Origin of the sequence: Bacillus cereus group sp. BfR-BA-01441, assembly GCF_022663075.1 — a bacterium.
Lineage (GTDB): Bacteria > Bacillota > Bacilli > Bacillales > Bacillaceae_G > Bacillus_A > Bacillus_A cereus.
Genome location: NZ_JAKUEU010000043.1, coordinates 1 through 26223, shown reverse-complemented (window position 1 = coordinate 26223; position 26223 = coordinate 1). Strand labels below are relative to the sequence as shown.

The following is a 26223-nucleotide window of genomic DNA, read 5'->3' as shown; positions in this document are numbered from 1 at the left end:
CTATTTCTTTAGCTCGTTTAAGAAGCTTGTTCCGTATTCTGGCATTTTCACACCGAAGTTTTCTGCTACTGTTGCACCAATATCAGCAAATGTTTGACGAAGTGGTAACTCTTGTCCGCCTTCTTTCATGCTTGGGCTATATGCTAATAATGGTACATATTCACGTGTATGGTCAGTACCAGGGTGAATTGGATCATTACCGTGGTCTGCTGTAATTAATAATAGATCATCTTCTTTTAGTTTTGCGAATACTTCTGGAAGACGTGCATCATATTCTTGCAGAGCTTCTCCGTATCCTTGTGGATCACGGCGGTGGCCGAATAATGCATCAAAGTCAACTAAGTTTAAGAAGCTAAGACCTGTAAAGTCCATATTTAATGTATCTACAAGCTTATCCATTCCATCCATGTTAGACTTCGTACGAAGTGATTCAGTTACCCCTTCACCATCATAAATATCAGAGATTTTACCAATAGCAATTACATCGTAGTCACTATCTTTTAATTCGTTCATTACTGTACGGCCGAATGGTTTTAATGCATAGTCATGACGATTTGGTGTACGTGTAAAGTTTCCAGGTTCACCAACGAATGGACGAGCAATAACACGACCTACCATGTATTTCTCATCTAATGTTAATTCACGTGCAATTTTACAGATTTTATATAACTCATCAAGTGGCACTACTTCTTCGTGTGCTGCAATTTGCAATACGCTATCAGCAGAAGTATAAACGATTAAAGAGCCTGTTTCCATTTGCTCTTGACCAAGTTCATCAAGAATCTCAGTTCCAGAAGCTGGCTTATTACCGATAATTTTACGGCCTGTTTTTTCTTCTAATTCATCAAGTAATTCTTTCGGGAATCCTTCTGGGAACACTTGGAATGGTGTATCAATGTAAAGGCCCATGATTTCCCAGTGACCTGTCATTGTATCTTTACCAGTAGATTTCTCTTGCATTTTTGTGTAATATCCAAGTGGTTTCTCTACTTTAGAGATACCTTTCATTTCTCGAATGTTACCAAGACCTAATTTCACCATGTTAGGCATTTGTAACCCATTCATATGTTCAGCAATGTGACCAATTGTGTCAGATCCTAGATCACCAAATTGCTCAGCATCTGGTGCTTCACCGATTCCCACAGAGTCCATTACGACTAGGAATATACGTTTATATTTATTCATAACTGCGACCTCCTATAAGTTCAGTTCTACTTCTTGTAGTATGTTCAAAACGCTATAAAGTGAAACTGTTATCCAAAAGAATTCTCATTGTCAAACAGTACTTCTTTAAATCATTTTCTAACCTATTTCGTTTACTTGAAACGATTCAAAAACATTTCTAGTTTTTTCTAAGTCAGATGTCAGACATCTGATACTGATATCATAACATGTTTACGCTTTCTTTTTAATACATTTTCGTAGAATTTCTCATTTTCTTCACACTTCTATTGTAATCCATTCTGCAACGAAGTGCTAATTTTTTTATGATTTATTTCTTCATATTAAAAATAAAAAGTAGCTCTAAAGAGCTACTTTTTATTTTACTTCTATTGTTTCTTCTTTATGTTCATGCAATTCGCCTTTTCTTACATGTACTTTCACTTTGTAAGCACCGTTCTCTTTGAAAGTATGTTTCGTTTCATACTCTCCTTTATTCCCTTCTTTCGCTGGAATAAATTCGTGTTTTTCAACACCATCTTTCCAAATCTCTAGTTGTACTTCAGCACCAGTTAATGCTTCTTCTTTTTGCTTTAAATGAACTTTCATTGTAGATTCAGCATTTGCCTTTATGTCTCCAGCCATAAGATGGATCATTGTGTCACTTTTATGATCTCCATGTCCTGCACTGTGATCACTATTTTCTTTTTTCGCATCTTCTACTTTCGCATTTCCTACAGCAACTTTCACTTCTGGCATAACGTGCATTTCACGTGCATTTGTGTGAGCAATAATATGGTATACTCCATCCGTTTCGAATGTTTTCTCTACTGCATAAACACCTTTTCCTTTATGCTTACCATCTAACATCTCGTGCTTTTCGTCGCCATCTTTCCAAATTTCAAACTTTACATCATCGGCATCCGTTACTTTTTCTTTCCCTTGTGTAACAAGTGCTTGTACTTCTGTTTTTTCACCTGGTTTAATTTCTTTCGGATTTGTTTGGACTGCTACTTTTACAGCTTCAAGTTTCTGTTCTTTTTTCGGTTCTTCTTTGTTTGTATTACAGCCAGCCAACGCTAGCATCGCGATAAATAAAGTTATAATCAGTTTTTTCATCATCATTTCCTCCTTTATACTTTATTTAGTATAGAGGAAATACATTGTAATATTCCAGTCTTCTGCTGAAAACAATATACGAAATGTTTGTGAAGTTTCTGTGAAACGGTCTTCCCCTCTTAATCTATGAAAAAAAGAGCATAGTAACTATGCTCTCGGATGAAACTGTTTATATACATCTTTTAATCTAGTTTTTGAAACGTGCGTATAGATTTGCGTAGTTGAAATATCTGCATGTCCAAGCATTTCTTGTACAGCACGTAAATCTGCTCCATTTTCTAATAAGTGCGTAGCAAACGAGTGACGCAACGTATGAGGTGTAAGTTCTTTTTCAATATTTGCCTCTTTCGCTAATCGTTTTAATATTTTCCAAAATCCTTGTCTTGATAATCGATTACCATGATGGTTTAAAAAGAGTGCATCTACTACTTTTTTCCCCATTAATTCTCTTCTTCCTTTTTCAATATACTTTTGAATTGCTTCCGTTGCTAAACTTCCTAGTGGAATAATTCTTTCTTTATTCCCTTTCCCTATGCAACGAACAAATCCCATCGTTAAATGTACATCTTCTAAATTGAGTGCAATCAATTCTGAAACACGAAGTCCTGTCGCATACAGTAACTCTAGCATCGCCTTATCACGAATACCAAAAGCACTTGTCATTTTTGGTGTTTGAAGTAACGCCTCTACTTCATCAACTGATAATACCTTTGGTAATTTCCGTTCCCCTTGTGGCGTTTCAATATGTACGGATGGATCGTGTTCTACCGCTCGTTCACGAAGTAAAAATTGGTGGAACGAACGAATTGATGCGATATGACGCGCCAATGTTTTCGAAGATTTTCCGTTCTCTTTTAAATACTGCAAAAAGTTAACAATGTGTAAACGGGTCACTTCATGAAAAGTTTTCGTCTGTTCCACATTTTGCAAATACTTTACGTAGCTTTTTAAATCCCGTTCATAAGATACTACTGTATTCTTTGCTAATCCTTTTTCGACAACCATATAATGAATAAAATCTTTTAATTGATCTTCCACTCTACACTACTCCCCATTTTCATAGAAAAACATCATTCTATTTACGAAAGCATCCTTTGCCGGTTCTTCATTCCCTGATACTTTTTCTACAGTCTCTTCTTTAGGTTTTTCATAACGATGATAGCTTTCATATTCTTCATTTATCCATAGTATAGCGAAATAAAACAAAATCGTACAACTTGTAAATAATAAAAATACTTTTATTCCATCAAAAGTTAATTTTAAAGCTCGGCGCATTGTAAATTCCTCCAAAATATAAGTTATTACAACATATGCCAAGCTTTCACCAATTTATACCTTATTCAAATAAAAAACCTCTTCCTAGATAAATAGGAAAAGGTTATTTTTCATCCGTTTCATTTTCTTGACAATTTTTACAAATCCCATGGAATGTTAAACGATGATCTTTCACCTTAAAGCTCCAGTCTCGTTCTACTTTCCTTTCCACTTCACCAAGTAAATCTTCTTGTATTTCTTGTACAGCACCACATTGTGTACAAATCAAATGATGGTGGAAACGCTGCGCACCTTCTTGGCGTAAGTCATAGCGTGAAACACCGTCTCCGAAGTTAATCTTATCGACAACTTTTAACTCAGATAATAGTTCTAAAGTTCGATAGACGGTTGCTAATCCGATCTCTGGCGACTTTTCTTTTACAAGGAGGTAAACATCTTCTGCGCTTAAATGATCTTCTTCATTTTCTAGCAGCACACGAACTGTTGCTTCACGTTGCGGTGTTAATTTGTAGCTCGCTGCATGTAATTGCTTCTTAATTCGTTCAATTCTTTCTTCCATTCGGTACTACTCCCTCCTCGCCACTCTTACACCATTATATCAGAAGAAGGGCTTCTGTCAAAAGAAAAAACAATAAAAACAAATTGATAATTATTCTCAAAAAGTATTTATTTTTTATTAATAGCCTCAACGACTTCTTTCATTAAAACTGGTGATGCGTAAGCCTCCACACTAGAAGCAAGTGCTAACACCACTCCAATTACGAGAAAGAAGCATGTATAACGGATTAATAATGGTAATAGTGGCTCGGTTATTTTTCTAATAAATTGATGCCTAATCATCCGTAAAGAAAAACTTGCAGCAATGGTTGTCATAACGAGAAAGACTGGAATGATAATTAAATTTTGTGGCAAAACAGATACAAATGCTAATAATAGTCCATTCCATCCATGCTGACTTACTAAAAAACCAACTGTAAATCCAACGACAACTCCTTTTACAAATAATAAAATAAAAATAAGTGGTAATCCAATAATTGAAATTCCTAAAATCCAAATAAATCCGATGTATTTTAATTGCGAAAAGTAACTTTCTCGAAACATTTCGCCCGCAATGGCAAATTCTCCTTTAGAGACTTGTCCAAAAAAACGTTGTAAATAAAATGATAAATCTTGTTTTTGATTGATTTGTAAACTATTCACAAGAATGGCTCCGAATATTACTCCCATCAATAATAAAACAGCGTTAAATATATATAATGAAGAGTTTTCCTGTATGTGAGACATTACACGGTCTTGCCAATTTTTTCGCCACATTTTTCTTCCCTCCGTTCACACTCTTATTAAAAATGTATGAAAGAAAAAAAAAAGTATGACGAATTAACATTGAAATTCCGCTCTACTTTGCTAAACTAAAAAGTAGAGAATAGGAGGGATTTCTCTTGAAACCATTATTATTAGATTTTCCAACATTATTTCAAACTGAACGCTTGCAAGTTCGTAAACCATTTCCAGGTGATGGTGCAGAAGTATATGAAGCAATTCAAGCTTCTCTAGAAGACTTAGTACCGTGGATACCAATTAACGCTGAAACAGAAGAGAGTGCTGAAGAAATTGTTCGCGAAGCTCACGGACAGTTTTTACTTCGTGAAACACTTGATTTTCACTTATACGATAAAGTATCTGGTACATTCATCGGAGCAATTACACTAAAGCCTGAAAACTGGGATATTCCAAAGTTTTCACTTCACTTCTGGCTACATAGTGCCTATACAAAACAAGGCTATATGACCGAAGCTGTTAAAGGTGCAATTCAGTTCGCCTTTGATAAACTAGGCGCTAGAAGAATTGAAATTCGTACTGATGCAACAAATATAAATGCATGTAGCTTAGCAGAACGTCTAGAATTCATTCTAGAAGGGACAATGGAAAATGATTTCCTAGCACCAGATGGTAGCTTACGTGATGCACGTGTATATGCAAAAATCAATTAAAAAACACTCGCCTTTGGCGAGTGTTTATTTTTGTAGTTGTAAATATTGTACTGCAAACATCGTCTTCGCATCATGAATACGAAGATCTTTCATAAGAGTAATCGCTTCTTCTAACGATACTTCCATTAATTCCACAAACTCATCTTCATCTAACTCAGCTTTATTTTCTTTTCTTGTCAAACCTGTCGCTTTATATACATATAAAATTTCATCTGCGAATCCTGGAGATGTATAGAAAGAAGTAATGAGCTCCATATTTTCACATACATATCCTGTTTCCTCTTCTAATTCACGAACTGCTGTTACCTCAGGTTTTTCACCAGGTTCTAACTTGCCAGCCGGAATTTCTATAATCGCCTTTTCAAGTGCTTTACGATACTGCTCAACAAGCACAATTTTCCCCTCATCAGTAATAGCAATAATAGCAACTGCACCAGGGTGATTTACAATTTCACGTTTACTCATTGCTCCATTTGGTAATACTACATCATCAACACGAACTTTTATAACTCTACCATCAAAAATTGGCTCAGTTTTTACTGTTCTCTCTGCAAGATTACTCATACTACTTCATCTCCCTGTTCTATTTCCTATTCTTTCCTCATACATTTTACCACATTGAAAGGAGCGTGATAGAAATGAAAGTTTATATTTTACCAAATCGCGTCACTTTAGTCGGAAAAGCATGGCAAATTCGCCATAAGCTAAAGCAATATAGCAAAGAGTATACAACTGTACAAGAGTGGATTACAGCAAATAAAGTGAAACATTAATCATGCTTTTACGGGCAGTTAATGCGAAGCGGAAAGTAAACGTTTGTCAACCTCTTTTCCCTCTCGTACAATAAAGGTAAGGAGGTTGACCTATGAAAAAACGTCAATTAGGAAACTCAGATTTGTTTGTTACAGAAATGGGCCTTGGCTGTATGTCTCTCGGTACATCTGAAACAGAAGCTATGCATATTATCGATGAAGCGATCGATTTAGGAATTAATTTTTTTGATACAGCAGATTTATATGATTACGGATTAAATGAAGAATTTGTTGGAAAAGCCTTGAAGGGAAGAAGAGACCAAATTGTACTTACAACGAAGGTTGGAAATCGTTGGACAGAAGAAAAAAATGGCTGGTCTTGGGATCCTTCTAAAGCTTACATAAAGACTGAAGTAAAGGAAAGTTTACGTAGACTTCAAACTGATTATATTGACCTTTACCAACTTCATGGCGGAACAATTGAAGATCCAATAGATGAAACAATTGAAGCTTTTGAAGAATTGAAAAAGGAAGGTATTATTCGCCATTACGGTATTTCTTCTATACGCCCAAATGTCGTTCGTGAATATGCAAAACGCTCAAACATCGTTAGTGTACTAATGGAATATAACCTTTTAAATCGTCGTCCAGAAGAATGGTTCCCCCTTCTAAATGAACACCAAATTAGCGTCATTGCCCGCGGGCCACTTGCAAAAGGAATTTTAACTGACAATAATGCAAGAAAGATAGAAAGAGTAAAGGAAAAGGATTATCTCTCTTATTCTTACGATGAATTACATGCAACTCTAGCAAGTGTAAAAGAAATGATTGGAGAACGCTCTTTAACAGGAACAGCTATTCAATATTGCTTACATAATAAGACTGTTGCAGCTGTTATACCTGGTGCAAGCTCTCTTCAACAATTACAGGAAAATATACAAGCTAGTCAACAGTTACCTTTAACGAAAGAAGAATATATACAACTTCAAAAGATTGTTAAATATGACACATATGCTTTGCATCGTTAAAAATATCGAATTACCGATAAAACAGAAGACTGTCTCCAGTATTAGGAGACAGTCTTTTTTATAACGTATCATATTTATCAGGATTCGTTCCTACATGTAAATCACGATTCAACGTGTTAATTTGACGTATCTCTTCTTCAGTTAGTGCAAAATCAGAAATAGTAAAGTTTTCTTTAATACGAGATGGTGTAACAGATTTAGGAATTGTAACAATCCCGCTTTGAATATCCCACCTTAATATAACTTGTGCAGGTGTTTTTTCATATTTGTTAGCAATAGCCTGAATGATTGGATGCTGGAATACTTCTCCGCCCCTCATTAACGGACTCCATGCTTCCATTTGAATTTGCTCATCTTGACAATAATTTCGCAACTCAAATTGCGTCAACATCGGATGAAGTTCCACTTGGTTTACCATCGGCTTCACTTTGCAATTTGGTAATAATAGTTCTAAATGATGTTTATGAAAATTAGAAACACCAATCGCACGCACTTTACCTTCTTCATACAATTTCTCTAAAGCTCGGTACGTATCAACATACTTCCCTCTTACCGGCCAATGTATTAAATATAAATCTACATAGTCCATTTGTAATTTTTTCAAACTCTTTTCAAACGCCTCGAGTGTCTCCTCATATCCTTGATCGTCATTCCATACTTTTGTTGTAATAAATATATCTTCTCTTGGAATTCCTGATTCACGTATCGCCTCTCCGACACCGCTTTCATTTTCATATACAGTTGCTGTATCAATCGAACGGTATCCAACTTCTAACGCTGTTTTTACTGCTTGCTTTACTTCGTCTCCTTCTTTCGCTTTATATACGCCTAGACCAATCATCGGCATTTTCACGCCATTATGAAGTGTAGTTGTTGGAATATGCACAGTCGTCTCCCTTTCATTGTTACATTTTTTATAAGCCACAATTTTATTTCAACAAGATTCATCCCAAAAGTCAAAACATACGTACAGTTTACATAACACTTTTATATAGCTAAAAAATAGCGTGAACTCATTCATTCACGTTATTTTTTCTCCATTCTTTCGCTTTCTCATCCACATTGCGCACAAACTCATTTTTTCCTTCCGTATATAACGCGCCATCATATGTATACTTTTCGGCTAATTCTTTCTTTAAGGTTGCATATGCCTCTGCTTCTTCACAATGAGCCATCATATAATCACGAAATGCTAAATGCCTTACTATCTCTGGATTTCCTTTTTCAAACACGTGTAAATGATACGAGCGTTTTTCTTCAGTTCCATGAATAAAATATCGGCGTCTTGAAATACCATTTTCCCCTTTTACGATGTAACCAAGCTCTATAAATCGTTCATTCCACCCATCTACTCTTTCGATATTTTCTACTTCCATGATCATATCAATAATAGGTTTAGCTGCCAGTCCGGGAACTGACGTACTTCCAATATGATAAATTTTTACCGTTTCTGGCATCGCTGATTTTAATCTTTTAGCCTCCATTTGAAATTTTTCACTCCAATGGTTTTCATGTGGAACAACGACAATTTTTCTCATTCTAACTCCCCTTTTCTTACAAGCTCGTCAAAAAATGATCAGTGGTATTTCACTGATCATTTTTTTATTATTTAAAGTCTTTCCAAGTAAGGTTACTTTCACTTAGCAGTTCTTCAAATGATTTATTCTTTTCACGTTCTTTTTGTTCTTGGCGCTTTCTTTCCAGTTCAGCTGCCTCTTTTTCCTCTTCCCTCACTTGCAACTCTTTCTTCTTACTCTTTAATTGTTGCATGAGTGAATCATTTAATTGATCGCCTAATGTAAGTGTTTCTTTCTTTGGTTGATTCACTTGTGATTGTCTTTGCATTTGTCTTTGTTTCTTTTTCTTCATGCTACTCACCTTTTACTTTTTTCTCCATTATAGTAGATACACAATGAAATCGACAATAAAAAAGGGTCTTTACTCTATTATTCACTTTTTGTAAATATGTTAATTTTTCGAAAAGACTAAATTTTTATGTAGCTATAATCCTATGAATCTATTAAAATTATGTCGTATGATGTCAGATTATAAAAAAGGAGAATTATATTATGTGGAAAAAAATTATTCCTGCCGTTGCTGTTTTAAGCACCATTACTTTTTCAAGCGTATTTGCCGCTCCCCCATCTCAGAATCCAGCTGAACAAAACCGCTACATAGACGTACAAATGCTTGGTATTAATGATCTCCATGGACAACTAGATACTGTTAAAAAAATCAATAATAAAGAAGCTGGTGGCGCTGATTACTTAGCTACTTATTTAAAAGAGCATAAAAAACAAAACCCTAATACACTTCTCGTACATGCTGGTGATATCGTCGGAGCTAGTCCACCAGTTTCAGCATTATTACAAGATGAACCGACGATTGAATTTTTAAATGACTTAAAATTTGATGTCGGTACAATCGGGAACCATGAATTTGATGAAGGCATTGATGAAATGAAACGCCTCATTTACGGTGGATATCATGAAAAAACAGGAAATTTCAAAGGGGCTAACTTCCCCTATGTAGCTGCTAATTTCTATAACAAATCAACTGGCCGCTTATTTTTACCACCATTTACTGTAAAAATGGTAGATGGTGTTCCTGTAGGATTCATTGGGGTTGTTACAACTGATACACCAAATGTCGTTATGCCTACGATGCTTAACAATGTACAAATTACTGATGAAGTAGAAGCAATTAATAAATCAACACAACAATTAAAACGCCTCGGCGTTAAATCTATCGTCGTTCTTGCTCATGTCGGTGGAACAACCGATGAGTCTGGGGTAACAAATGGCGATCTTACTCGAATTGCAAATGAAACAGACCCAGAAGTTGATGTTATTTTCGGTGGACATAGTCATACGTATGTAAATGGTACAGTAAACAATAAACTAATTGTCCAAGCAAATTCATACGGAATGGCTTTCTCAGACGTCGATGTAACAATTGATCGTAAAACAAAGGATATTGTAAAGAAAAAAGCTGAAGTTATTACAACGTATCATGAAGGTGTAGAACCTGATAAACAAGTAAAGAAAAAACTAGATCAATATAAAGAAAAAATCGCACCACTTGTAAATGAAGTGGTCGGAAAATCTACAGCACCTATCGACCGTAAACAAAATGATGCTGGTGAGTCCACTCTTGGAAATTTAGTTGCCGATGCTCAGCGTCAAACGATGCAAACTCAAATCTCCCTCATGAATCCTGGTGGCATTCGTAATGACTTAGATGCTGGTGATATTACGTGGGGTGAGTTATATGGCATTCAACCTTTTGGAAATCAATTGATTAAAGTAGATTTAACAGGTCAAGACGTTCGCGATATTTTAAATCAGCAATGGCAAAAAGGAACAACAAGAATGCTTCAAATTTCAGGTATTCAATATACGTGGGATGCAAATAAACCAAACGGTGAAAAAGTTACAAATATACGTTTAACAAACGGAGAAGAATTATCTCCATCTACAACGTATAGCGTAGTTGCAAATGCCTTCTTAGCTTCTGGCGGTGATGGATTCGTATCATTTAAAAATGGTAAAAATGCAGAAACTGGGCCAAACGACTTTGAAGCGTTAGTCAATTACGTAAAACAATTAAAAGAACCAATTCAGCCAGTTATTGATGGAAGAATTCAAAAAGTAAATTAAGTGTTTCTCTAATAATAAATTTCATTTTTCACGTATAATGGATTTGTACTGATCCTCTATTTTATACGTAATATACATCATAAAAAGGATACTCGTTCTTCTAATGAACATAGTATCCTTTTCTTTAGTTATCAAAATGTGATGTTTTGTCAACTTCATATTGCTGTAAAAATTGTTGCAACGCCTCTTCTACAAGTTTAGATTTTTGAATTCCTTTCGATTCTGATATAAGGTCCAATCTTGCTAATATTTCTGTATTAATAGAAAAGGTTCGTCTCTTTTTCTCTGTACTTTTACTCACAATTGGTGCAATTACTTCTTCTCTTTTTCTTAATAACTCATAAATGCTTTGTAATTGCTCATAAATTAATAATTGATAATCTGTTTTCTCATATTGAAGGGCGGTCGCTTCTTGGAGTTGTAAGTGACGTGGTTCTTCTCCATCTCCTACAAAAATACGTTTCTTCTGCTCTCCATCATATTCGTATCCAATCAATCTTAATTTCTTCGATAATGTATACGGGCTTATTTCAAGACGTTTTGCTATAATAGCGATGGATTCACGTCTATTTAAACCATCTATAATTTCTCCAATCGTCACAATTTCCCTCCTCCCGTGTTGAAATGACACTAGTATGGTATGTTACAATGATTTTCTAACAGTATATGCAAAATGAATAGCCTGTGCGATTCATACGATTTCACAAAAGGAGGTTTTCAATATGCTTTTTCGTAGCTACACCCCTCAGTTCTATAACGAAAACAAACAACTCATTCCTAATAGTATCGCTACGATAGAAAGCGTTATGATTAATAATCGAAAACAAACTCTCCTTATGCGTGGACAAAACGTAGAGCAACCTATTTTATTATGCTATCACGGCGGACCTGGGATGGCACAAATCGGATTTATTCGCCATTTTCAAAAAGAATTAGAGAAGCAATTTATTGTTATTAATTGGGATCAGCGCGGGGCTGGTAAATCCTTTTCAATGAAAGATTTCGGAGCAAATTTCACAATCGAACAATTCGTTTCCGATGCAAAAGAAGTGATTCAATATGTACTTAAAAAGTTCAACAAACAAAAACTATTTCTCGCTGGTCATTCTTGGGGAAGTATTATTGGGCTTAACATAGCACATCAATATCCAAAGTACATCGAGGCTTACATCGGTATTGGGCAAATTGTACATATGAAACAAAATGAAGAATTGCTATATCAACATTTAATTCATTCTGCAAAAAAACATGATCATAAAAAAGCATTAGCTTCCCTTTTAAAATTAGGCAAACCACCATTTTTAGATACGAGACGTCTCATTATTCAAAGAAAGTGGCTTGGCACATTTGGAGGCGCAATCCAAAACGGATCTTCCTTTTCTTTCATACGAAAAGGTTTCTTTTCTCCCGAATATACGCTATTAGATTGGTTCAAGTTTCTCGCAGGAAATTTAAAATCTGGCATTTTATGGGAAGAAATGCTGACAATCGATTTCTTTTCTTCTATCTCAAGTTTATCTATTCCAGTTTATTTTTGTTCTGGTCGCTATGATTATCAAACTCCTTATGCACTCGTTCAGGAATATTGCGATATTATTGAAGCGCCTATAAAAAAGATGATTTGGTTCCCAAATTCAGCACATTCTCCTGATTTAGAAGAACCAGAATTATTCGCTAATTCTTTACAATCAATTAAACAAGAGCTAGCTTTTCAGCATTAGTAACAAAAGGCTCTTTTACATTTCATAGAAAACATTTTATAATAATATGTCGCAAGTATGTATAAACATAGCAAAATGTTTCATATTTACTTGTCTTAACAGAATAAAAATTTAGGGAGATTACATTTATTATGAACGCTGTACTCGTCGCAGTAGCAATTATGCTATTGCTTAGTTTGTTACGTGTCCAGGTCATTGTCGCCATCATTGTTGGAGCTTTAACAGGCGGACTTATCGGCGGACTCGGTATTTCAGAAACGATTAATACTTTTACAACTGGTCTTGGAAACAGTGCTCCAATCGCTTTAAGTTATGCAATGCTTGGTGGTTTCGCTATTTCCCTTTCCAAAACAGGACTTCCAGATGCTATGATTCAAACTGCATTAAAATGGATTGGCAATGAACAAGACACGAAAAAACAAGTTTATTCTAAAATACTTATTTTATTCATTATTTTAACGATGGCTTGTTTCTCACAAAATGTGATTCCTGTTCACATTGCTTTCATCCCCATCTTAATTCCAGCACTTTTAAAAGTATTAAATGAGCTGAGAGTGGATCGCAGACTTGTCACATGTATTATTACATTTGGATTGATTACTCCTTATATGTGGATCCCTGCAGGGTTCGGAAAAATTTATCATGACGTATTGCAAACCAACGCTGCGCAAAGCGGCCTTACATTTGATGTCACACTTATTCCAAAAGCAATGACTATTCCAGCAATCGGTATGATTATTGGATTATGTGTAGCGGTATTCATTACGTACCGAAAACCTCGTACGTATGAAACAGAACAAATTCATACTACCGAAAATGAAATCGTTCCCTATACAAAACGTAGCATTACTTTCGGGTTATTATCTATCATTGCTACATTAACTGTTCAATTAACAACAGAATCAATGATTTTCGGTGCTTTAGCAGGTATTATCGTCTTATCAGTTAGTGGCAGTCTACCACTTAAAGAAGCAGATGCGATATTAACAAGCGGAATGCGTATGATGTCCTTTATTGGCTTTGTTATGATTGCTGCCGCTGGATTCGGCGCTGTTCTTCGAAAAACAGGACATGTTGAATCTCTAGTGCAAACGAGTGCACATATAATCGGAAATAACAAACCACTCGCTGCATTTCTTATGCTCGTTATTGGACTTCTCGTTACGATGGGAATTGGTTCATCCTTTTCAACCATCCCTATCTTAACAACCATTTTTGTACCTCTTTGCATTCAGCTTGGATTTAGTCCAATGGCCACAATTGCAATTATCGGTACAGCCGGAGCACTAGGTGACGCAGGATCTCCAGCATCGGATAGTACCCTTGGACCAACATCCGGTTTAAATGCTGATGGTCAGCACCATCATATATGGGATACATGTGTACCCACTTTTCTACATTACAATATACCGTTACTTATATTTGGCTTTATTGCCGCAATTACATTATAAAAAGGTGCGTATAAAACGCACCTTTTACTTTTTTATTTTTCCTTTTAATTGTTGAAAAGCTACTTTTCCGTTATCTTTGACATAGCTTTCAATTGTCGGTAGTGATGAACCTATCCATTCACACTCTATACTCCCATTCGGTCCAACAATTTTTAATTTATCTGGTATATGTATATTTAGAAATCTCGCTGACCGAATTAACTCAATAGCAATCTGATCACTTGAGGCTACAATTCCATCTATATACGGATTGTTTTGCAATAATGTAATAAATTGTTTATTTGTATACCCTTGTACACATTCTTCTCGATAAGAGATTCCTTCATCCCAAACAGCGTCTAAAAACCCTGCTATATGATCTTCCATTTCTTCACTTTCTTCTCCCTCACCGAAATATGCAAGAAAGTGACACCCTTTCTCTTTTAATAAAGAAACAGCTCTCTGTCCACTTTCATAATAATTTCCATGTGATTGTTGCTCATCGATCACAACAAACGGAAATGGAATTTCTCCTACACTTTTAAAAACTGCTCTCGTCAAAATAACACCTGCAATGTTATTTTGCTTCAGCATATGTATGTATCTATCTTTATTCTCTATATTACAAATAATGATTTGATAGCCTTCTTTATATGCTATTTCCTCAATACAATGTAGCAAAGTGATGTTTGATTGGTTACATAAATTATCTACAAGTAATGCAATTATCGTTGAACTCTCTTTAAATAGTGGCTTCGCTGCACTGTTTGGCCTATAACGTAATTCTTCAATTGCTTCCTTTACTTGTTTTACTGTGTCCTCATGAACGTATCCTTTTTCATTAATAACTCGTGAAACGGTTGCGACTGAAACACCTGCCAATTTTGCAACATCACGTATAGTTGCCACATCGTCACCCCTTAATATGGTAATAGATTACAATTTTACGGTAACCTAAATTACACTATCCGTCAAGATTAATAACTCATATTTCTGAAAATTGTTACATCATTTCACTAAACGATACTCCAACTGAATTTCATGTAAAATTGGGATATTATCATATCCCATACGTGGAATTTCTTTCTTTATTTTTCGTGCCTCCTCTACCGCATTCACATATAAATTAGTCATTACAAAATTACGTTTTTGGTAAAATCGTAACGCATTCATATTATCATTTGTTGTAATAAGCCAAACCTGTCTGCACCGTTCTTCTTCTGCAACTTGTAATACACAATCCACAAGTTTCGTCCCTATTCCTTTTCTTTCTTCAAAGCTATCTAGCGATACAATTTCGCATATATTTCCGGTCACTTCATACGTTATAATTCCGATTATTCTGTCATCTGAGAGCGCAACAAATCCTGGCAACTCTTCTAACTGATGTCCCTTACCACGTGAAACCATCAATGGACTTCCCCAGTTCTCACACATGAACATTCGGATTGTTTCTTTCATCGCTGGCGTAATTTTTTGTATATGCAGCATTTCCTATTTCTCCCCCTTTATATCATTGTGATACAATATAAGTGTATCACATGTAACGGTATTTGGAGGATGAGGTAAAGTATGAAACGTTTTTTTGCAGCATTGTTTACTATACTAGGTGCAATAACTGCCCTTGGGATTTTCTTTACAAATAAAGTGATGTACTTAAAGAAAAAAACAGAGGAAGAAGTACTCGAAAGAGAAACGAAAAAACATTTTCGTATAGAGGATTTTTATGCTCTTCATAAAGAAGAAATTCATATCCCTTCACAATTCGGATACGACCTTCACGGATATTACATTCCTGCCGGTCATTCCACCAATAAGTTTATGGTTTTTTGCCACGGTGTAACTGTAAATAAAATAAACTCTGTAAAATATGCAAACTTATTCTTAAAAAGGGGATATAACGTCCTCATTTACGATCATCGTCGTCATGGTAAAACTGGCGGAAAAACAACAAGCTATGGATACTATGAAAAACATGATTTAAAATCCGTAGTTGACTGGCTAAAAAACCGTTTTGGCACCAATATTACACTTGGTATTCATGGTGAATCTATGGGAGCTGCAACACTTCTTCAATACGCAGGACTTGTAGAAGATGGTGCTGATTTCTATATTGCAGATTGTCCTTTCTCTGATTTTCAAGGACAATTACAGCACCGTTTAAAGGTTGAATTCCATTTACCAAAATGGCCTTTATTACCTTTAGCAAACGCATTTTTGAAAGTTCGTGACGGTTATACAATTCGTGAAGTTTCACCAATCGACTGTATAAAAAACATTAACAATCCCGTTCTCTTTATTCATAGTAAAGATGACGACTATATTTTAGCTGATATGACAAAAGCGTTATATGAAGCGAAAGAAAATAATAAGCAGCTTTATATTGCAGAACACGGTGCACACGCTTGCTCTTATAACGAAAATAAAGAAGAGTACGAAGCAGCCGTCGATCAATTTTTAAACACATATGTGAAAGAAACAAAAAACAGGCTTGCATAAGCCTGTTTTTTATTGCGCTAAAACGTCTGTAACTTGTTCCATATTTTCAGAAATCCATTGCATTGCATCATCTAACGTTGGGAATTCTGTCGTTTGAAATGTTACTTCATCTTGAAGTAACCAAACATCCTTTGCCTCTTGCCCTACACCTGCAATGGACCAATGTAACAAACTATATGGATGATTATCATTCAAAAATGATGCCCACGTGCGCTCATTTGCAATGTTTCGTAATGTATGTAATTGTTTATCCATCTCTCGTCACCTTACTCTAGTCAGTTATGAAAACTATTATAACACTCTCTTCTTTCTCAAACAAAGTGCTCTTTTTATATTGTCAAGCACTTCCCTTGATTATATGATGAAATTAAGCGTTTGGGAAGGAGGGATAACGTTGGCAAAAGTACAAATTAAAGTAAATGATAATGGCTCTTTTCGCGTTACAGGGGACGTGGAATTAGTCGACTCACAAGGAAATGTATTCCCAGCAAAACCGGCATTTTCTTTATGCCGTTGTGGTTTATCAAAAAATATGCCTTATTGCGACGCTTCGCATAAAGGTAAATTCGAGTCTGTTGTTAGAGCACCAGAGGCAGAATAATTTTACATGTGACATGCACATTTTTTTGTGCATGTTTTTTCTTTTTAGCAACTCCGTTATATCCCTTCTCCTTACAACATTTCTAATACTTTTATTTCCATTCCAGCCTGCATATATTTTCACACAATTCTTCACATTCGAATATTTTTTACTAGCCTTTTATTTTTTTTGTGCTATAATTTGAGCAAACAGCATCCTTCGGGGTCGGGTGAAATTCCCAACCGGCGGTGATGAAGTGAAAACTTCTAAGTCCGTGACCCGTTTTCAACTCGAAAACGGTGGATCTAGTGAAACTCTAGGGCCGACAGTATAGTCTGGATGGGAGAAGGATATGTTTCTAGTTTTTTATATAGTGAATACACTTTTATTTCAGTATGCATATTTTTAAAGATTCATTTTGATTCTTTATATATGTTTAATTTTCTATACTTATTTTTTATACTGAAATAAAAAGAGACAACTAGCGTTTAAAAATTCGATATTTTGCTAGGTTTTTTCCTTATGCAGAAATATCAATTATCGTTAGGTTTCTTTCCTATGCTTTCGTATTCAAACTATATTTCTAGAAATCACGTCTCCCAAACCCCAAGGATATTAAATCCTTGGGGTTTTTTGATTTTTTTAGGAGAGGTGAAGAAAATGACAGATCAAGAATATATGAGGATTGCCCTGCAGTTAGCAGAAGGGACATCAGGACAAACAAGTCCAAATCCTATGGTTGGTGCTGTTGTTGTAAAAGATGGAAACATCGTTGGTATGGGGGCTCATTTACGAGCTGGTGAAGAACACGCAGAAGTTCATGCCCTTCAAATGGCTGGTCAGAACGCCAAAGACGCTACCGTTTATGTAACACTGGAACCGTGTAGTCACTTTGGAAAAACACCACCTTGTTGTGAATTGCTCATCGAAAAAGGAGTTAAGCGTGTTGTAATTGCTACTCTCGATTGTAATCCGCTCGTTTCTGGTAACGGAAAAAGAAGATTAGAGGAAGCTAGAATTGAAGTAACGACCGGTGTTCTTGAAGCAGAAGCAGTTTTATTAAATCGCTACTTTTTTCACTACATGAAAACGAAGCGCCCTTTTGTAACAATCAAAACAGCGATGAGCTTAGATGGAAAAACAGCAACTGTAACTGGTGAAAGTAAGTGGATTACAGGTGAAGAAGCACGTGCTGATGTTCACCAATATCGCCATACACATGATGCAATTCTTGTTGGAGTGAATACAGTTATAGCTGATAATCCTCATTTAACAACAAGAATTCCAAATGGTGGGAAACATCCTATTCGCGTTGTTTTAGATACCCATTTACGAACGCCACCATCTTCTCATGTTATAACAGATGGTTTAGCACCGACATGGATTATTGTCGGTAAGGATGTAAAGGAAGAGAAGATATCTTCTTATGAATCTAAAAATATAGCTATATTCCAAATGGAAACGAAACATATAGAAATCGAGGACCTTCTTTCCTTTCTTGGAGAGAAACAAATTCTTTCTCTATTCGTTGAAGGTGGCCAATCGATTCATGCAAGTTTCTTAAAAACAAACAATTTTAATGAAATTGTAACCTATATAAGTCCGAAATTAATTGGTGGGAAAGATGCTCCTACTTTATTTGGAGGAAATGGTTTTTCAAAATTACAAAATGCGCTTTCCTTGAAAATTCAAGAGATGAAACAAATTGGTGATGATATAAAAATCGTTGCGAATGCCCGAAACGAGGTGACGAAATGTTTACAGGAATTGTAGAAGAATTAGGAACGATAGCAAACATGCAACAAAGCGGAGAAGCGATGAAATTAACAATTCATGCAAAAAAAATTTTATCAGATGTTCACTTAGGTGATAGTATCGCGGTTAACGGTATTTGCTTAACTGTAACAAGCTTTACAACTACTTCATTTACAGTTGATGCAATGCCTGAAACGATGCAGTCGACATCACTTCGCATGCTTAAACCGCACTCTAAAGTAAATTTAGAGCGCGCAATGGCTGCAAACGGACGATTCGGTGGACATTTCGTTTCAGGACATATTGATGGAATCGGAACGATTTTAAATAAAAAACAACATTACAATGCCGTCTATTACAAAATAGCAATTTCTGATGAACTACTGCGCTATTGTTTGCAGAAAGGGTCCATTGCTGTTGATGGAACGAGTTTAACGATATTTGATATAGACGAATCTTCCATAACGATTTCACTCATCCCGCACACAGTAAGCGAATCTGTCATTGGAGCAAAAAATGCCGGAGATATCGTAAACATTGAGTGTGACATGATTGGTAAATATATTGAACGCTTTATTACTAAACCTACAAAACGAGTAGGTTCAATGACCGAAAGCTTTTTACAAGAAAACGGATTTCTATAAGGGGGAATCACAATGTTTCATCGTATTGAAGAAGCTCTAGAAGATTTAAAAAAAGGTAAAGTCGTTATCGTATGTGATGATGAAAACCGAGAAAATGAAGGCGATTTTATTGCTTTAGCAGAGTACATTACACCAGAAACAATAAATTTTATGATTACACATGGCCGTGGTCTCGTTTGTGTACCGATTACGGAAGGATACGCAGAACGTCTACAATTAGAACCAATGGTATCTCATAATACAGATTCACATCATACTGCGTTTACAGTGAGCATTGACCATGTCTCTACAACAACAGGGATTAGCGCTCACGAACGTGCAACTACGATACAAGAATTGTTAAACCCCGCATCAAAAGGTGCTGATTTCAATCGACCTGGACATATCTTTCCATTAATTGCGAAAGAAGGCGGTGTCCTGCGTCGTGCAGGTCATACAGAAGCTGCTGTTGATTTAGCAAAGCTATGCGGTGCCGAACCAGCTGGAGTTATTTGCGAGATTATAAATGAGGACGGCACGATGGCACGTGTACCTGATTTAATAGAATGCGCAAAACAATTTGATATAAAAATGATTACAATAGAAGATTTAATTGCTTACCGCCGCCATCATGAAACACTTGTGACGAGAGAAGTGGAAATTACATTACCTACAGATTTCGGTACTTTCCACGCAATTGGCTATTCTAACTCATTAGATACGAAAGAACATATCGCACTTGTAAAAGGTGATATTTCAACAGGTGAACCGGTACTTGTACGTGTTCATTCTGAATGCTTAACAGGAGATGTATTCGGTTCACATCGCTGCGATTGCGGACCACAACTCCATGCAGCACTTGCTCAAATTGAGCGTGAAGGAAAAGGTGTTCTTCTTTATATGAGGCAAGAAGGAAGAGGCATTGGGCTTCTTAATAAGCTTCGTGCTTATAAATTACAAGAAGAAGGATTCGATACTGTAGAAGCAAATGAAAAACTCGGCTTCCCTGCTGATCTTCGTGATTACGGTATCGGTGCTCAAATATTAAAAGATTTAGGTTTACAGAGTTTACGATTATTAACGAATAACCCAAGAAAAATTGCTGGCTTACAAGGTTACGATTTAGAAGTAGTCGAGCGTGTACCGTTGCAAATGCCAGCAAAAGAAGAGAATAAATCGTATTTACAAACGAAAGTAAACAAATTAGGACACTTACTAAACTTATAATTAAAGGAGAGATTTATTATGGTATTCGAAGGTCATTTAGTTGGTACAGGATTAAAAGTTGGAGTTGTTGTTGGACGTTTTAACGAATTTATTACAAGTAAGTTACTTGGCGGCGCTTTAGACGGATTAAAGCGTCACGGTGTAGAAGAAAATGATATTGATGTTGCTTGGGTTCCTGGTGCATTTGAAATTCCTTTAATCGCTAAAAAGATGGCTAGTAGCGGAAAGTATGATGCTGTTATTACATTAGGTACTGTAATCCGAGGTGCTACAACTCACTACGATTACGTTTGTAATGAAGTAGCAAAAGGTGTTGCGTCTTTATCACTACAAATGGACATCCCAGTTATTTTCGGCGTATTAACGACAGAAACAATTGAACAAGCGATTGAACGCGCAGGTACGAAAGCTGGTAATAAAGGATATGAATCAGCTGTTGCTGCAATTGAAATGGCTCACTTATCAAAACAATGGGCATAAAAAAAGAGGCTGCGGCCTCTTTTTATTTTTTCACCTTTTTTTGTACATCTTTTATTAATTCATTCATCGTTTTTCCTTCTGTTTTTATATGAAGAGCTTGTGCCGTTCTCCATACATTCTCTCTTTTTTTCGCTTCTTCTATAATAGTAATTTCTTTTCTAACTTCCTTTAAATCTTTTCCTTCCGTTTTCAATCCAAAATGTTCAGCTTTCGTTCGAAAGTGTTGTTCGATTCTTTGTTGCATTTCTTTTTGTTCAGGATTTTCAGCAGCCTTAACTGGATCAGAACTTATTGCTTTTATTAAAATTAAACAAGTCATAATCGCTAATATGTATTTGTACATGTAAAATCCTCCAACCCAATATAAATTACATATTTACTATGTACAACTAGGGCTTGGAAAATTCGTCCACAAAAATTCTTTTTTTCGCTTAAAAACCAATAATATCAAGCGTTCACAACTATTTATTACATTTTATTTACAAAAAAAGCAAACCCTTTTACAAGTTTGCTTTTTCATCTATCTTATAATGCACATTCTTCAATCTCAAATCCTAAATCTGCAATCATACCCCAGTCCGCAGTCGGCTCTTGTCCAGCTGTCGTTAAGTAGTCCCCGACAAAAATAGAATTTGCTGCAAATAAACCGATTGGCTGTACAGAACGTAAATTGATTTCACGTCCTCCTGAAATACGAATTTCTTTTGCTGGGTTTACAAAACGCATCATTGCCAGTACTTTTAAACATTCTACTGGAGTTAACTCTTTTTGTCCTTCAAGAGGTGTCCCCTTTACAGCAACAAGGAAATTACAAGGGATAGAATCTGCATCTATACGTTGTAATTCAAATGCAATTTCAGCACGCTCTTCAATTGTTTCTCCCATGCCAAAAATCGCTCCCGAGCATGGGGAAATGCCCGCTTGTTTTGCTTTTTGAACTGTATCAACACGATCATCATACGTATGAGTTGAACAAATACTATCGTAATTATTTGCATGTGTATTTAAGTTGTGGTTATAACGATGCACGCCTGCTTCCGCTAAACGTCCTGCTTGATCTTCATTTAAGAAACCTAAACAACAACAAATCTTCAAGTCTGTCGTTTCACGAATTTCCTTAACTGCTCCAATTACGTGATTTACCTCTTTATCCGTCGGACGACGACCAGACGCTACAATACAATATGTACCTGCTTTACGGCGTATTGCTTCATGTGCCCCTTCTACAATCTTCTCCTGCGTTAACCATGCATATTTATCAATCGGTGCTTCTGAAATAATAGACTGTGAGCAATATCCACAATCTTCAGGACATAATCCAGATTTCGTATTAATAATCATATTCAATTTTACTTTCTTACCAAAGTGATGATGGCGAATAATGTAAGCCGCATTCATAATTTCTAAAACTTCGGTATCATCAGCTTCTAATATCGCTATTGCATCTTCTTTCGTGATCATCTTCTCTTCCACTACGTCGTATGCAAGTTTTTTCCAATCCCTTTTTGTTTGTACTTGTTTCATTTCATCTCTTCCCCTCTTTTGTTATATGTATAAATAAAGCATGATACGTTGCCATTATCCCTTCATTTCCCGTGAAGTCTCTTTCGTATATGCGTAGCATCGCACGAAAGAGTGAGGGACTTTGACAATATGATCCTTCATTGCTATTAGTTGCTCCTACTTTTCGAATAGAATGCAGAAACTCCTTAACTTCTGTAAAACTCTCTATGTAACATGTTTCAGAAACATGCACATCCCCTGTTTCTATCTTACATATATGAAGCAACTGATCTTTTGAATAAAAACGTTGACCAATCGATGTTTCATTTTTTATATTTCTTTCTTCTTTCGCACGTTGGAACGAAGCATGCAATTCTTGAAACGTTTCATGTCCAAACGTTGAAAAGAGTAATATCCCATCTATAGACAAATGTTGAAATAAATTTCTTAACACTTGTTGTAAATTATTTAACCATTGAAATGTAGCATTTGAAATAATGACATCATATGATTCTTCTAATCGTAATCGCTCAATATCTTCACAGTGAAACGTTACATTTTTTACATTTTGTCTAGTTTGCGCAATCGCAATCATACTTTCAGCAAAATCAACTGCTGTAATATGTGCTTTCGGAAATAACTTTGATAATTGCTCTGTTACATACCCCGTCCCGCATCCCAGTTCTAAAATACGTATTGATGCCGTTTCACTATATCGTTCCTTTAAGATTGAAAGTAATGAATGTGCCATCTTTTTTTGTACATTTGCATATCGATCGTAAGATACGGCTGCCCCATTAAACCGTTTTTGTAGTAACGTTTTGTTGATCATGTCGTATCCCCTCTACAAATTGAATTATCTCATTTGCGCAATATTCAAAATTCGTCACACATAATGCATGCCCTGCTTCACTTACTACTTTCAGCTCGCTGCTGCTATTTTCCGTCATACTACGTGCCGCAGACAATGGGCATATTACATCCTGTTCTCCGTGAATAAGTAGTATAGGTACTTTAATTTCTTTTAGTTCTTCTCTCATATCTGTTTCTATTAAATAATCCAAACCTAGTTGTAAAGACTGAATAGAATCACCTTTAAAACGGTCTACAATGTCTTCAAAGTTTTTATTCTCTTTTAGCTCATCTTTCGTAAACATATTTTCATAAAACCGCTTGAGCGTATCTTCTTTCCTTCTCGCCAAATTCCTTTTCAGCCGTTCTACATGCAAAGCATTCCATCCGTTACTGTAATCGCTCGTATTTGTAAATTTAGCAGTACCACCAATTAATACGATGCCTTTTGCCTGAATCTTTTTATAAGCTTCAACTGCTGCTAACGCTCCTAGTGACCATCCAACCAATATTACGTTGTCATTATGCGCTACATCTATAATTCGTTCCGCAAATTCACTTCGTTCTTTCACATTACGCCAATCTATGCATTGAACAGAATATCCTTTAAAATACGGAAGTACTAAATCCCAAATATTCTCTTCCATTCCCCATCCGGGGATAAAAATAATCTTTAGCTCATTCATACGAAAAGCTCCTCTTCTTTCGCAATGTGGATAATTCGGTCAATAGCCCATTTAAAATCAGCTATTGTATGTTGCGATGTAACTGCAAAGCGAATTCGAGAACTATGAACCGGCACAGTTGGCGGACGAATTGCAATAGCCGCAATCCCTGCCTCTTGCAACCTTTTACTAAACCGTAAAGCATGTTCATTTGAACCGACTACAATCGGTACAATATGAGTTGAACTATTCCCAATATCAAAACCAGCATCCCTTAATTTAGTTCTGAAGTATTCTCCGTTTGCTATAAGGTTCTCTCTTCTTTCGTTATCTTCTTTTACAATTTCAATTGCTTTTTGCACCGCTCCTAACGTACTTGGTGGTAAAGCTGTAGTAAAAATAAAGCTTCTCATCATATTTTGTAAATACTCTATATAAATTTCATCACCTGTCAAATACGCACCATAACACCCTAAAGCCTTGCTAAACGTCCCCATATGTATATCAATTTTTTGAGCAAGATTTTTTTCTATATGAGATAACCCAGCTCCGCCGATTCCATATATTCCACTCGCATGTGCTTCATCAACTATAATGATTGCCCCGTATTTCTCTTTCAGCTGTACTAAATCTCTCAAATACGCAGTATCACCATCCATACTAAAAACGGTATCTGTTACGATTAATTTCCTTTTTTCAGGCGAAGCCATTTTCAACAACTTCTCTAAATGATCCAAATCATTATGACGATACCTTTTATGCTCTGCCCCGCTTAATATGATTCCATCAACAATACTTGCGTGATTTAACTTATCACTAAAAACAATATCGTGCCGAGAGGCTAAAGAAGATATGGCACCTATATTTGCCGTATACCCACTATTTACAATTAAAGCTCTTTCAGTACCTTTCCAGTCACATATGCTTCTCTCAACCTCTTCATATAATGGATGATTTCCTACAACGAGACGAGAGGCAGTCGCTCCAGTTCCATATCTTTTTGTACAGGCAATAGCAGCTTCTTTTAACCTTTCATCTCCAGCTAACCCTAAATAATTATTTGACGCTAAATTTAACATCCTTTTTTTATCTCGAATAAGCCAAGTCTCTTCTGCCTTCTCTGTTACATGCAAATCACGATACTGCCCTTGCTCATGTAATTGTTGTAATTTAGATTGAAGGTGCGCCCGCCACGTTTGATTCATTTTGGATAAACTCCTCTAATTTTGAAATCATAATATGTTCTTTTGCAGATTCTAATACTTCTTCTTTCGTAAACTCACCTGCAAAGAATGGCAATAATCCTAAAACTGGTACCCCGCTCAGCTCTTCAATCATCTCTTTATTTTCTTGCACTCTTTCCATTTCACATTCTTTGCAACCTGATAAAATGACACCCGCTACGGTTAAACCATGCGCCTTTGCGTAAGCAATCGTTAACACTGTATGATTTACTGTTCCTAATGTAGGACGAGCTACTACAATAAGAGGCAACTGTAATTCTTTTGCAAAATCAATTACTAAAGCATCTTCTGTATATGGGACAGCAAGCCCACCTGCTCCTTCTACAAATAAGCTATTAAACTCTTTTAATAGTTCATTATAGTAATCAGTAATTTCTTTTAACTTTACTACTCTTCCAGCTCTTTTCATGGCAAGTCTCGGAGCAAGTGGTTCTTCAATAGAATAAGGGCAAATTTCATTTTCTGGTGTCGGTACACCTGATAATGCTTTTAACCTTGCCGCATCTCCCTCAGGGTTTGATGCAACATGCCCACTTTGCAACGGTTTATACACCCCTACGTTATATCCTAATTCTCTAAATACACCTGCTATAGCACCTGCAACTACTGTTTTTCCAACTTCAGTATCAGTTGCTGTTATGAAAAAACCACTCATTATT

32 protein-coding genes and 1 riboswitch are annotated in these 26223 nt (G+C 35.9%); of the genes, 12 read left to right on the top strand and 20 right to left on the bottom strand.

Annotation, left to right across the window (positions count from 1 at the left end; translation table 11 throughout):
• The 6 genes from deoB to spoIIM form a co-directional block, all read right to left on the bottom strand.
• Positions 1 to 1185: a phosphopentomutase gene (gene deoB, locus MR107_RS18030; protein WP_001046079.1), complete on the bottom strand. Its 1185-nt coding sequence runs from the start codon at positions 1183 to 1185 to the stop codon at positions 1 to 3.
• A 354-nt stretch (positions 1186 to 1539) separates the two neighbouring features.
• Positions 1540 to 2280 carry a FixH family protein gene (locus MR107_RS18025; protein WP_000733456.1) on the bottom strand — a complete coding sequence of 247 codons (741 nt, stop codon included), beginning with the start codon at positions 2278 to 2280 and terminating at the stop codon, positions 1540 to 1542.
• A 147-nt stretch (positions 2281 to 2427) separates the two neighbouring features.
• Positions 2428 to 3318 (bottom strand): site-specific tyrosine recombinase XerD, encoded by an 891-nt coding sequence (gene xerD / locus MR107_RS18020; protein WP_000390088.1) that lies wholly within the window; start codon positions 3316 to 3318, stop codon positions 2428 to 2430.
• A gap of 6 nt (positions 3319 to 3324) precedes the next feature.
• Complete coding sequence (locus tag MR107_RS18015; RefSeq protein ID WP_001250432.1) at positions 3325 to 3555, bottom strand: YqzK family protein; 231 nt, start codon at positions 3553 to 3555, stop codon at positions 3325 to 3327.
• 103 nt (positions 3556 to 3658) lie between these two features.
• On the bottom strand, positions 3659 to 4114 hold the full coding sequence (gene fur / locus MR107_RS18010) for a ferric iron uptake transcriptional regulator (RefSeq protein ID WP_000392657.1): 456 nt from the start codon (positions 4112 to 4114) through the stop codon (positions 3659 to 3661).
• Positions 4115 to 4221: 107 nt separating this feature from the next.
• Positions 4222 to 4839 (bottom strand): stage II sporulation protein M, encoded by a 618-nt coding sequence (spoIIM, locus tag MR107_RS18005; RefSeq protein WP_013142149.1) that lies wholly within the window; start codon positions 4837 to 4839, stop codon positions 4222 to 4224.
• A gap of 155 nt (positions 4840 to 4994) precedes the next feature.
• On the opposite strand from spoIIM, the gene MR107_RS18000 reads away from it, so the two are divergent.
• Positions 4995 to 5546 carry a GNAT family N-acetyltransferase gene (locus MR107_RS18000; RefSeq protein WP_000803479.1) on the top strand — a complete coding sequence of 184 codons (552 nt, stop codon included), beginning with the start codon at positions 4995 to 4997 and terminating at the stop codon, positions 5544 to 5546.
• A gap of 24 nt (positions 5547 to 5570) precedes the next feature.
• Here MR107_RS18000 and MR107_RS17995 read toward each other — a convergent pair whose 3' ends face one another.
• The gene (locus MR107_RS17995) at positions 5571 to 6110 is read right to left on the bottom strand and encodes an NUDIX hydrolase (protein WP_000067042.1); all 540 of its coding nucleotides are present in this window, start codon (positions 6108 to 6110) and stop codon (positions 5571 to 5573) included.
• A 74-nt stretch (positions 6111 to 6184) separates the two neighbouring features.
• Between MR107_RS17995 and mciZ the strand changes: the two genes are divergently transcribed.
• The gene (mciZ, locus tag MR107_RS17990) at positions 6185 to 6319 is read left to right on the top strand and encodes a Z-ring formation inhibitor MciZ (protein WP_000870302.1); all 135 of its coding nucleotides are present in this window, start codon (positions 6185 to 6187) and stop codon (positions 6317 to 6319) included.
• 92 nt (positions 6320 to 6411) lie between these two features.
• Entirely contained in the window at positions 6412 to 7326 is a 915-nt protein-coding gene (locus tag MR107_RS17985; RefSeq protein ID WP_071741169.1) for an aldo/keto reductase, read from the top strand.
• 58 nt (positions 7327 to 7384) lie between these two features.
• On the opposite strand, the gene MR107_RS17980 is transcribed toward MR107_RS17985, so the two are convergent.
• The 3 genes from MR107_RS17980 to MR107_RS17970 all read right to left on the bottom strand — a co-directional run bounded on the left by MR107_RS17980 (position 7385) and on the right by MR107_RS17970 (position 9195).
• Positions 7385 to 8212, bottom strand: coding sequence for an aldo/keto reductase (locus MR107_RS17980; RefSeq protein ID WP_000547993.1), 828 nt, complete (start codon positions 8210 to 8212; stop codon positions 7385 to 7387).
• Between the two features lie 127 nt (positions 8213 to 8339).
• Positions 8340 to 8864 (bottom strand): GrpB family protein, encoded by a 525-nt coding sequence (locus MR107_RS17975; RefSeq protein WP_001227190.1) that lies wholly within the window; start codon positions 8862 to 8864, stop codon positions 8340 to 8342.
• Positions 8865 to 8931: 67 nt separating this feature from the next.
• Complete coding sequence (locus MR107_RS17970; RefSeq protein ID WP_000727561.1) at positions 8932 to 9195, bottom strand: YqkE family protein; 264 nt, start codon at positions 9193 to 9195, stop codon at positions 8932 to 8934.
• A 200-nt stretch (positions 9196 to 9395) separates the two neighbouring features.
• On the opposite strand from MR107_RS17970, the gene MR107_RS17965 reads away from it, so the two are divergent.
• Entirely contained in the window at positions 9396 to 10985 is a 1590-nt protein-coding gene (locus MR107_RS17965; protein ID WP_071741168.1) for a bifunctional metallophosphatase/5'-nucleotidase, read from the top strand.
• 124 nt (positions 10986 to 11109) lie between these two features.
• Here the strand turns inward: MR107_RS17965 and MR107_RS17960 are convergent, their stop codons facing one another.
• Positions 11110 to 11586: a ribbon-helix-helix domain-containing protein gene (locus tag MR107_RS17960; protein WP_000151931.1), complete on the bottom strand. Its 477-nt coding sequence runs from the start codon at positions 11584 to 11586 to the stop codon at positions 11110 to 11112.
• Between the two features lie 121 nt (positions 11587 to 11707).
• Here MR107_RS17960 and MR107_RS17955 point away from each other — a divergent pair, with 121 nt between their 5' ends.
• Together MR107_RS17955 and MR107_RS17950 are read left to right on the top strand one after the other, a co-directional pair.
• Positions 11708 to 12706, top strand: a complete 999-nt coding sequence (locus MR107_RS17955; protein ID WP_242292576.1) for an alpha/beta fold hydrolase — start codon at positions 11708 to 11710, stop codon at positions 12704 to 12706.
• Between the two features lie 131 nt (positions 12707 to 12837).
• Positions 12838 to 14157, top strand: coding sequence for a Na+/H+ antiporter family protein (locus tag MR107_RS17950; protein ID WP_000994817.1), 1320 nt, complete (start codon positions 12838 to 12840; stop codon positions 14155 to 14157).
• A gap of 24 nt (positions 14158 to 14181) precedes the next feature.
• Here the strand turns inward: MR107_RS17950 and MR107_RS17945 are convergent, their stop codons facing one another.
• Together MR107_RS17945 and MR107_RS17940 are read right to left on the bottom strand one after the other, a co-directional pair.
• Complete coding sequence (locus MR107_RS17945; protein ID WP_000201363.1) at positions 14182 to 15045, bottom strand: LacI family DNA-binding transcriptional regulator; 864 nt, start codon at positions 15043 to 15045, stop codon at positions 14182 to 14184.
• 99 nt (positions 15046 to 15144) lie between these two features.
• Positions 15145 to 15627: a GNAT family N-acetyltransferase gene (locus tag MR107_RS17940; protein WP_242292575.1), complete on the bottom strand. Its 483-nt coding sequence runs from the start codon at positions 15625 to 15627 to the stop codon at positions 15145 to 15147.
• An 81-nt stretch (positions 15628 to 15708) separates the two neighbouring features.
• Between MR107_RS17940 and MR107_RS17935 the strand changes: the two genes are divergently transcribed.
• Complete coding sequence (locus tag MR107_RS17935) at positions 15709 to 16635, top strand: alpha/beta hydrolase (RefSeq protein WP_071741167.1); 927 nt, start codon at positions 15709 to 15711, stop codon at positions 16633 to 16635.
• A gap of 9 nt (positions 16636 to 16644) precedes the next feature.
• On the opposite strand, the gene MR107_RS17930 is transcribed toward MR107_RS17935, so the two are convergent.
• Complete coding sequence (locus MR107_RS17930) at positions 16645 to 16890, bottom strand: DUF2552 family protein (protein ID WP_000360793.1); 246 nt, start codon at positions 16888 to 16890, stop codon at positions 16645 to 16647.
• 139 nt (positions 16891 to 17029) lie between these two features.
• Between MR107_RS17930 and MR107_RS17925 the strand changes: the two genes are divergently transcribed.
• The 5 genes from MR107_RS17925 to ribH all read left to right on the top strand — a co-directional run bounded on the left by MR107_RS17925 (position 17030) and on the right by ribH (position 21300).
• A complete protein-coding gene (locus MR107_RS17925) occupies positions 17030 to 17236 on the top strand; it encodes a CDGSH iron-sulfur domain-containing protein (RefSeq protein WP_001151582.1) in 207 nt (68 codons plus the stop codon).
• A 190-nt stretch (positions 17237 to 17426) separates the two neighbouring features.
• A riboswitch (FMN riboswitch) is annotated at positions 17427 to 17570 on the top strand.
• A gap of 305 nt (positions 17571 to 17875) precedes the next feature.
• Entirely contained in the window at positions 17876 to 18988 is a 1113-nt protein-coding gene (ribD, locus tag MR107_RS17920) for a bifunctional diaminohydroxyphosphoribosylaminopyrimidine deaminase/5-amino-6-(5-phosphoribosylamino)uracil reductase RibD (protein WP_000131986.1), read from the top strand.
• A complete protein-coding gene (ribE, locus tag MR107_RS17915; protein WP_000493908.1) occupies positions 18970 to 19614 on the top strand; it encodes a riboflavin synthase subunit alpha in 645 nt (214 codons plus the stop codon). The genes ribD and ribE overlap by 19 nt, the downstream gene beginning before the upstream one ends.
• A gap of 12 nt (positions 19615 to 19626) precedes the next feature.
• Positions 19627 to 20820 (top strand): bifunctional 3,4-dihydroxy-2-butanone 4-phosphate synthase/GTP cyclohydrolase II, encoded by a 1194-nt coding sequence (gene ribBA, locus MR107_RS17910; protein WP_000468976.1) that lies wholly within the window; start codon positions 19627 to 19629, stop codon positions 20818 to 20820.
• A gap of 18 nt (positions 20821 to 20838) precedes the next feature.
• Positions 20839 to 21300 (top strand): 6,7-dimethyl-8-ribityllumazine synthase, encoded by a 462-nt coding sequence (gene ribH / locus MR107_RS17905; protein WP_000230895.1) that lies wholly within the window; start codon positions 20839 to 20841, stop codon positions 21298 to 21300.
• Positions 21301 to 21322: 22 nt separating this feature from the next.
• On the opposite strand, the gene MR107_RS17900 is transcribed toward ribH, so the two are convergent.
• The 6 genes from MR107_RS17900 to bioD form a co-directional block, all read right to left on the bottom strand.
• Positions 21323 to 21643: a hypothetical protein gene (locus MR107_RS17900; RefSeq protein ID WP_000280032.1), complete on the bottom strand. Its 321-nt coding sequence runs from the start codon at positions 21641 to 21643 to the stop codon at positions 21323 to 21325.
• Between the two features lie 182 nt (positions 21644 to 21825).
• Complete coding sequence (bioB, locus tag MR107_RS17895) at positions 21826 to 22824, bottom strand: biotin synthase (protein WP_071741166.1); 999 nt, start codon at positions 22822 to 22824, stop codon at positions 21826 to 21828.
• 1 nt (position 22825) lies between these two features.
• Positions 22826 to 23635 (bottom strand): malonyl-ACP O-methyltransferase BioC, encoded by an 810-nt coding sequence (bioC, locus tag MR107_RS17890; protein WP_000608911.1) that lies wholly within the window; start codon positions 23633 to 23635, stop codon positions 22826 to 22828.
• Positions 23601 to 24341, bottom strand: a complete 741-nt coding sequence (locus MR107_RS17885; protein WP_001004172.1) for an alpha/beta fold hydrolase — start codon at positions 24339 to 24341, stop codon at positions 23601 to 23603. The genes bioC and MR107_RS17885 overlap by 35 nt, the downstream gene beginning before the upstream one ends.
• Positions 24338 to 25525 (bottom strand): 8-amino-7-oxononanoate synthase, encoded by a 1188-nt coding sequence (gene bioF, locus MR107_RS17880; RefSeq protein ID WP_071741164.1) that lies wholly within the window; start codon positions 25523 to 25525, stop codon positions 24338 to 24340. Before bioF ends, MR107_RS17885 begins: the two co-directional genes overlap by 4 nt.
• Complete coding sequence (gene bioD / locus MR107_RS17875; protein ID WP_000012470.1) at positions 25491 to 26219, bottom strand: dethiobiotin synthase; 729 nt, start codon at positions 26217 to 26219, stop codon at positions 25491 to 25493. Before bioD ends, bioF begins: the two co-directional genes overlap by 35 nt.
• Positions 26220 to 26223 lie beyond the last annotated feature (4 nt).

Bases quoted from the DNA above. Each gene is read 5' to 3' on its own strand.
- deoB (WP_001046079.1), bottom strand. From the start codon at position 1,185: ATGAATAAATATAAACGTATATTCCTAGTCGTAATGGACTCTGTGGGA.
- MR107_RS18025 (WP_000733456.1), bottom strand. From the start codon at position 2,280: ATGAAAAAACTGATTATAACTTTATTTATCGCGATGCTAGCGTTGGCT.
- MR107_RS18015 (WP_001250432.1), bottom strand. From the start codon at position 3,555: ATGCGCCGAGCTTTAAAATTAACTTTTGATGGAATAAAAGTATTTTTA.
- fur (WP_000392657.1), bottom strand. From the start codon at position 4,114: ATGGAAGAAAGAATTGAACGAATTAAGAAGCAATTACATGCAGCGAGC.
- spoIIM (WP_013142149.1), bottom strand. From the start codon at position 4,839: ATGTCTCACATACAGGAAAACTCTTCATTATATATATTTAACGCTGTT.
- MR107_RS17995 (WP_000067042.1), bottom strand. From the start codon at position 6,110: ATGAGTAATCTTGCAGAGAGAACAGTAAAAACTGAGCCAATTTTTGAT.
- mciZ (WP_000870302.1), top strand. From the start codon at position 6,185: ATGAAAGTTTATATTTTACCAAATCGCGTCACTTTAGTCGGAAAAGCA.
- MR107_RS17985 (WP_071741169.1), top strand. From the start codon at position 6,412: ATGAAAAAACGTCAATTAGGAAACTCAGATTTGTTTGTTACAGAAATG.
- MR107_RS17975 (WP_001227190.1), bottom strand. From the start codon at position 8,864: ATGAGAAAAATTGTCGTTGTTCCACATGAAAACCATTGGAGTGAAAAA.
- MR107_RS17970 (WP_000727561.1), bottom strand. From the start codon at position 9,195: ATGAAGAAAAAGAAACAAAGACAAATGCAAAGACAATCACAAGTGAAT.
- MR107_RS17965 (WP_071741168.1), top strand. From the start codon at position 9,396: ATGTGGAAAAAAATTATTCCTGCCGTTGCTGTTTTAAGCACCATTACT.
- MR107_RS17955 (WP_242292576.1), top strand. From the start codon at position 11,708: ATGCTTTTTCGTAGCTACACCCCTCAGTTCTATAACGAAAACAAACAA.
- MR107_RS17950 (WP_000994817.1), top strand. From the start codon at position 12,838: ATGAACGCTGTACTCGTCGCAGTAGCAATTATGCTATTGCTTAGTTTG.
- MR107_RS17940 (WP_242292575.1), bottom strand. From the start codon at position 15,627: ATGCTGCATATACAAAAAATTACGCCAGCGATGAAAGAAACAATCCGA.
- MR107_RS17935 (WP_071741167.1), top strand. From the start codon at position 15,709: ATGAAACGTTTTTTTGCAGCATTGTTTACTATACTAGGTGCAATAACT.
- MR107_RS17930 (WP_000360793.1), bottom strand. From the start codon at position 16,890: ATGGATAAACAATTACATACATTACGAAACATTGCAAATGAGCGCACG.
- ribD (WP_000131986.1), top strand. From the start codon at position 17,876: ATGACAGATCAAGAATATATGAGGATTGCCCTGCAGTTAGCAGAAGGG.
- ribE (WP_000493908.1), top strand. From the start codon at position 18,970: ATGTTTACAGGAATTGTAGAAGAATTAGGAACGATAGCAAACATGCAA.
- ribBA (WP_000468976.1), top strand. From the start codon at position 19,627: ATGTTTCATCGTATTGAAGAAGCTCTAGAAGATTTAAAAAAAGGTAAA.
- ribH (WP_000230895.1), top strand. From the start codon at position 20,839: ATGGTATTCGAAGGTCATTTAGTTGGTACAGGATTAAAAGTTGGAGTT.
- MR107_RS17900 (WP_000280032.1), bottom strand. From the start codon at position 21,643: ATGTACAAATACATATTAGCGATTATGACTTGTTTAATTTTAATAAAA.
- bioB (WP_071741166.1), bottom strand. From the start codon at position 22,824: ATGAAACAAGTACAAACAAAAAGGGATTGGAAAAAACTTGCATACGAC.
- bioC (WP_000608911.1), bottom strand. From the start codon at position 23,635: ATGATCAACAAAACGTTACTACAAAAACGGTTTAATGGGGCAGCCGTA.
- MR107_RS17885 (WP_001004172.1), bottom strand. From the start codon at position 24,341: ATGAATGAGCTAAAGATTATTTTTATCCCCGGATGGGGAATGGAAGAG.
- bioF (WP_071741164.1), bottom strand. From the start codon at position 25,525: ATGAATCAAACGTGGCGGGCGCACCTTCAATCTAAATTACAACAATTA.
- bioD (WP_000012470.1), bottom strand. From the start codon at position 26,219: ATGAGTGGTTTTTTCATAACAGCAACTGATACTGAAGTTGGAAAAACA.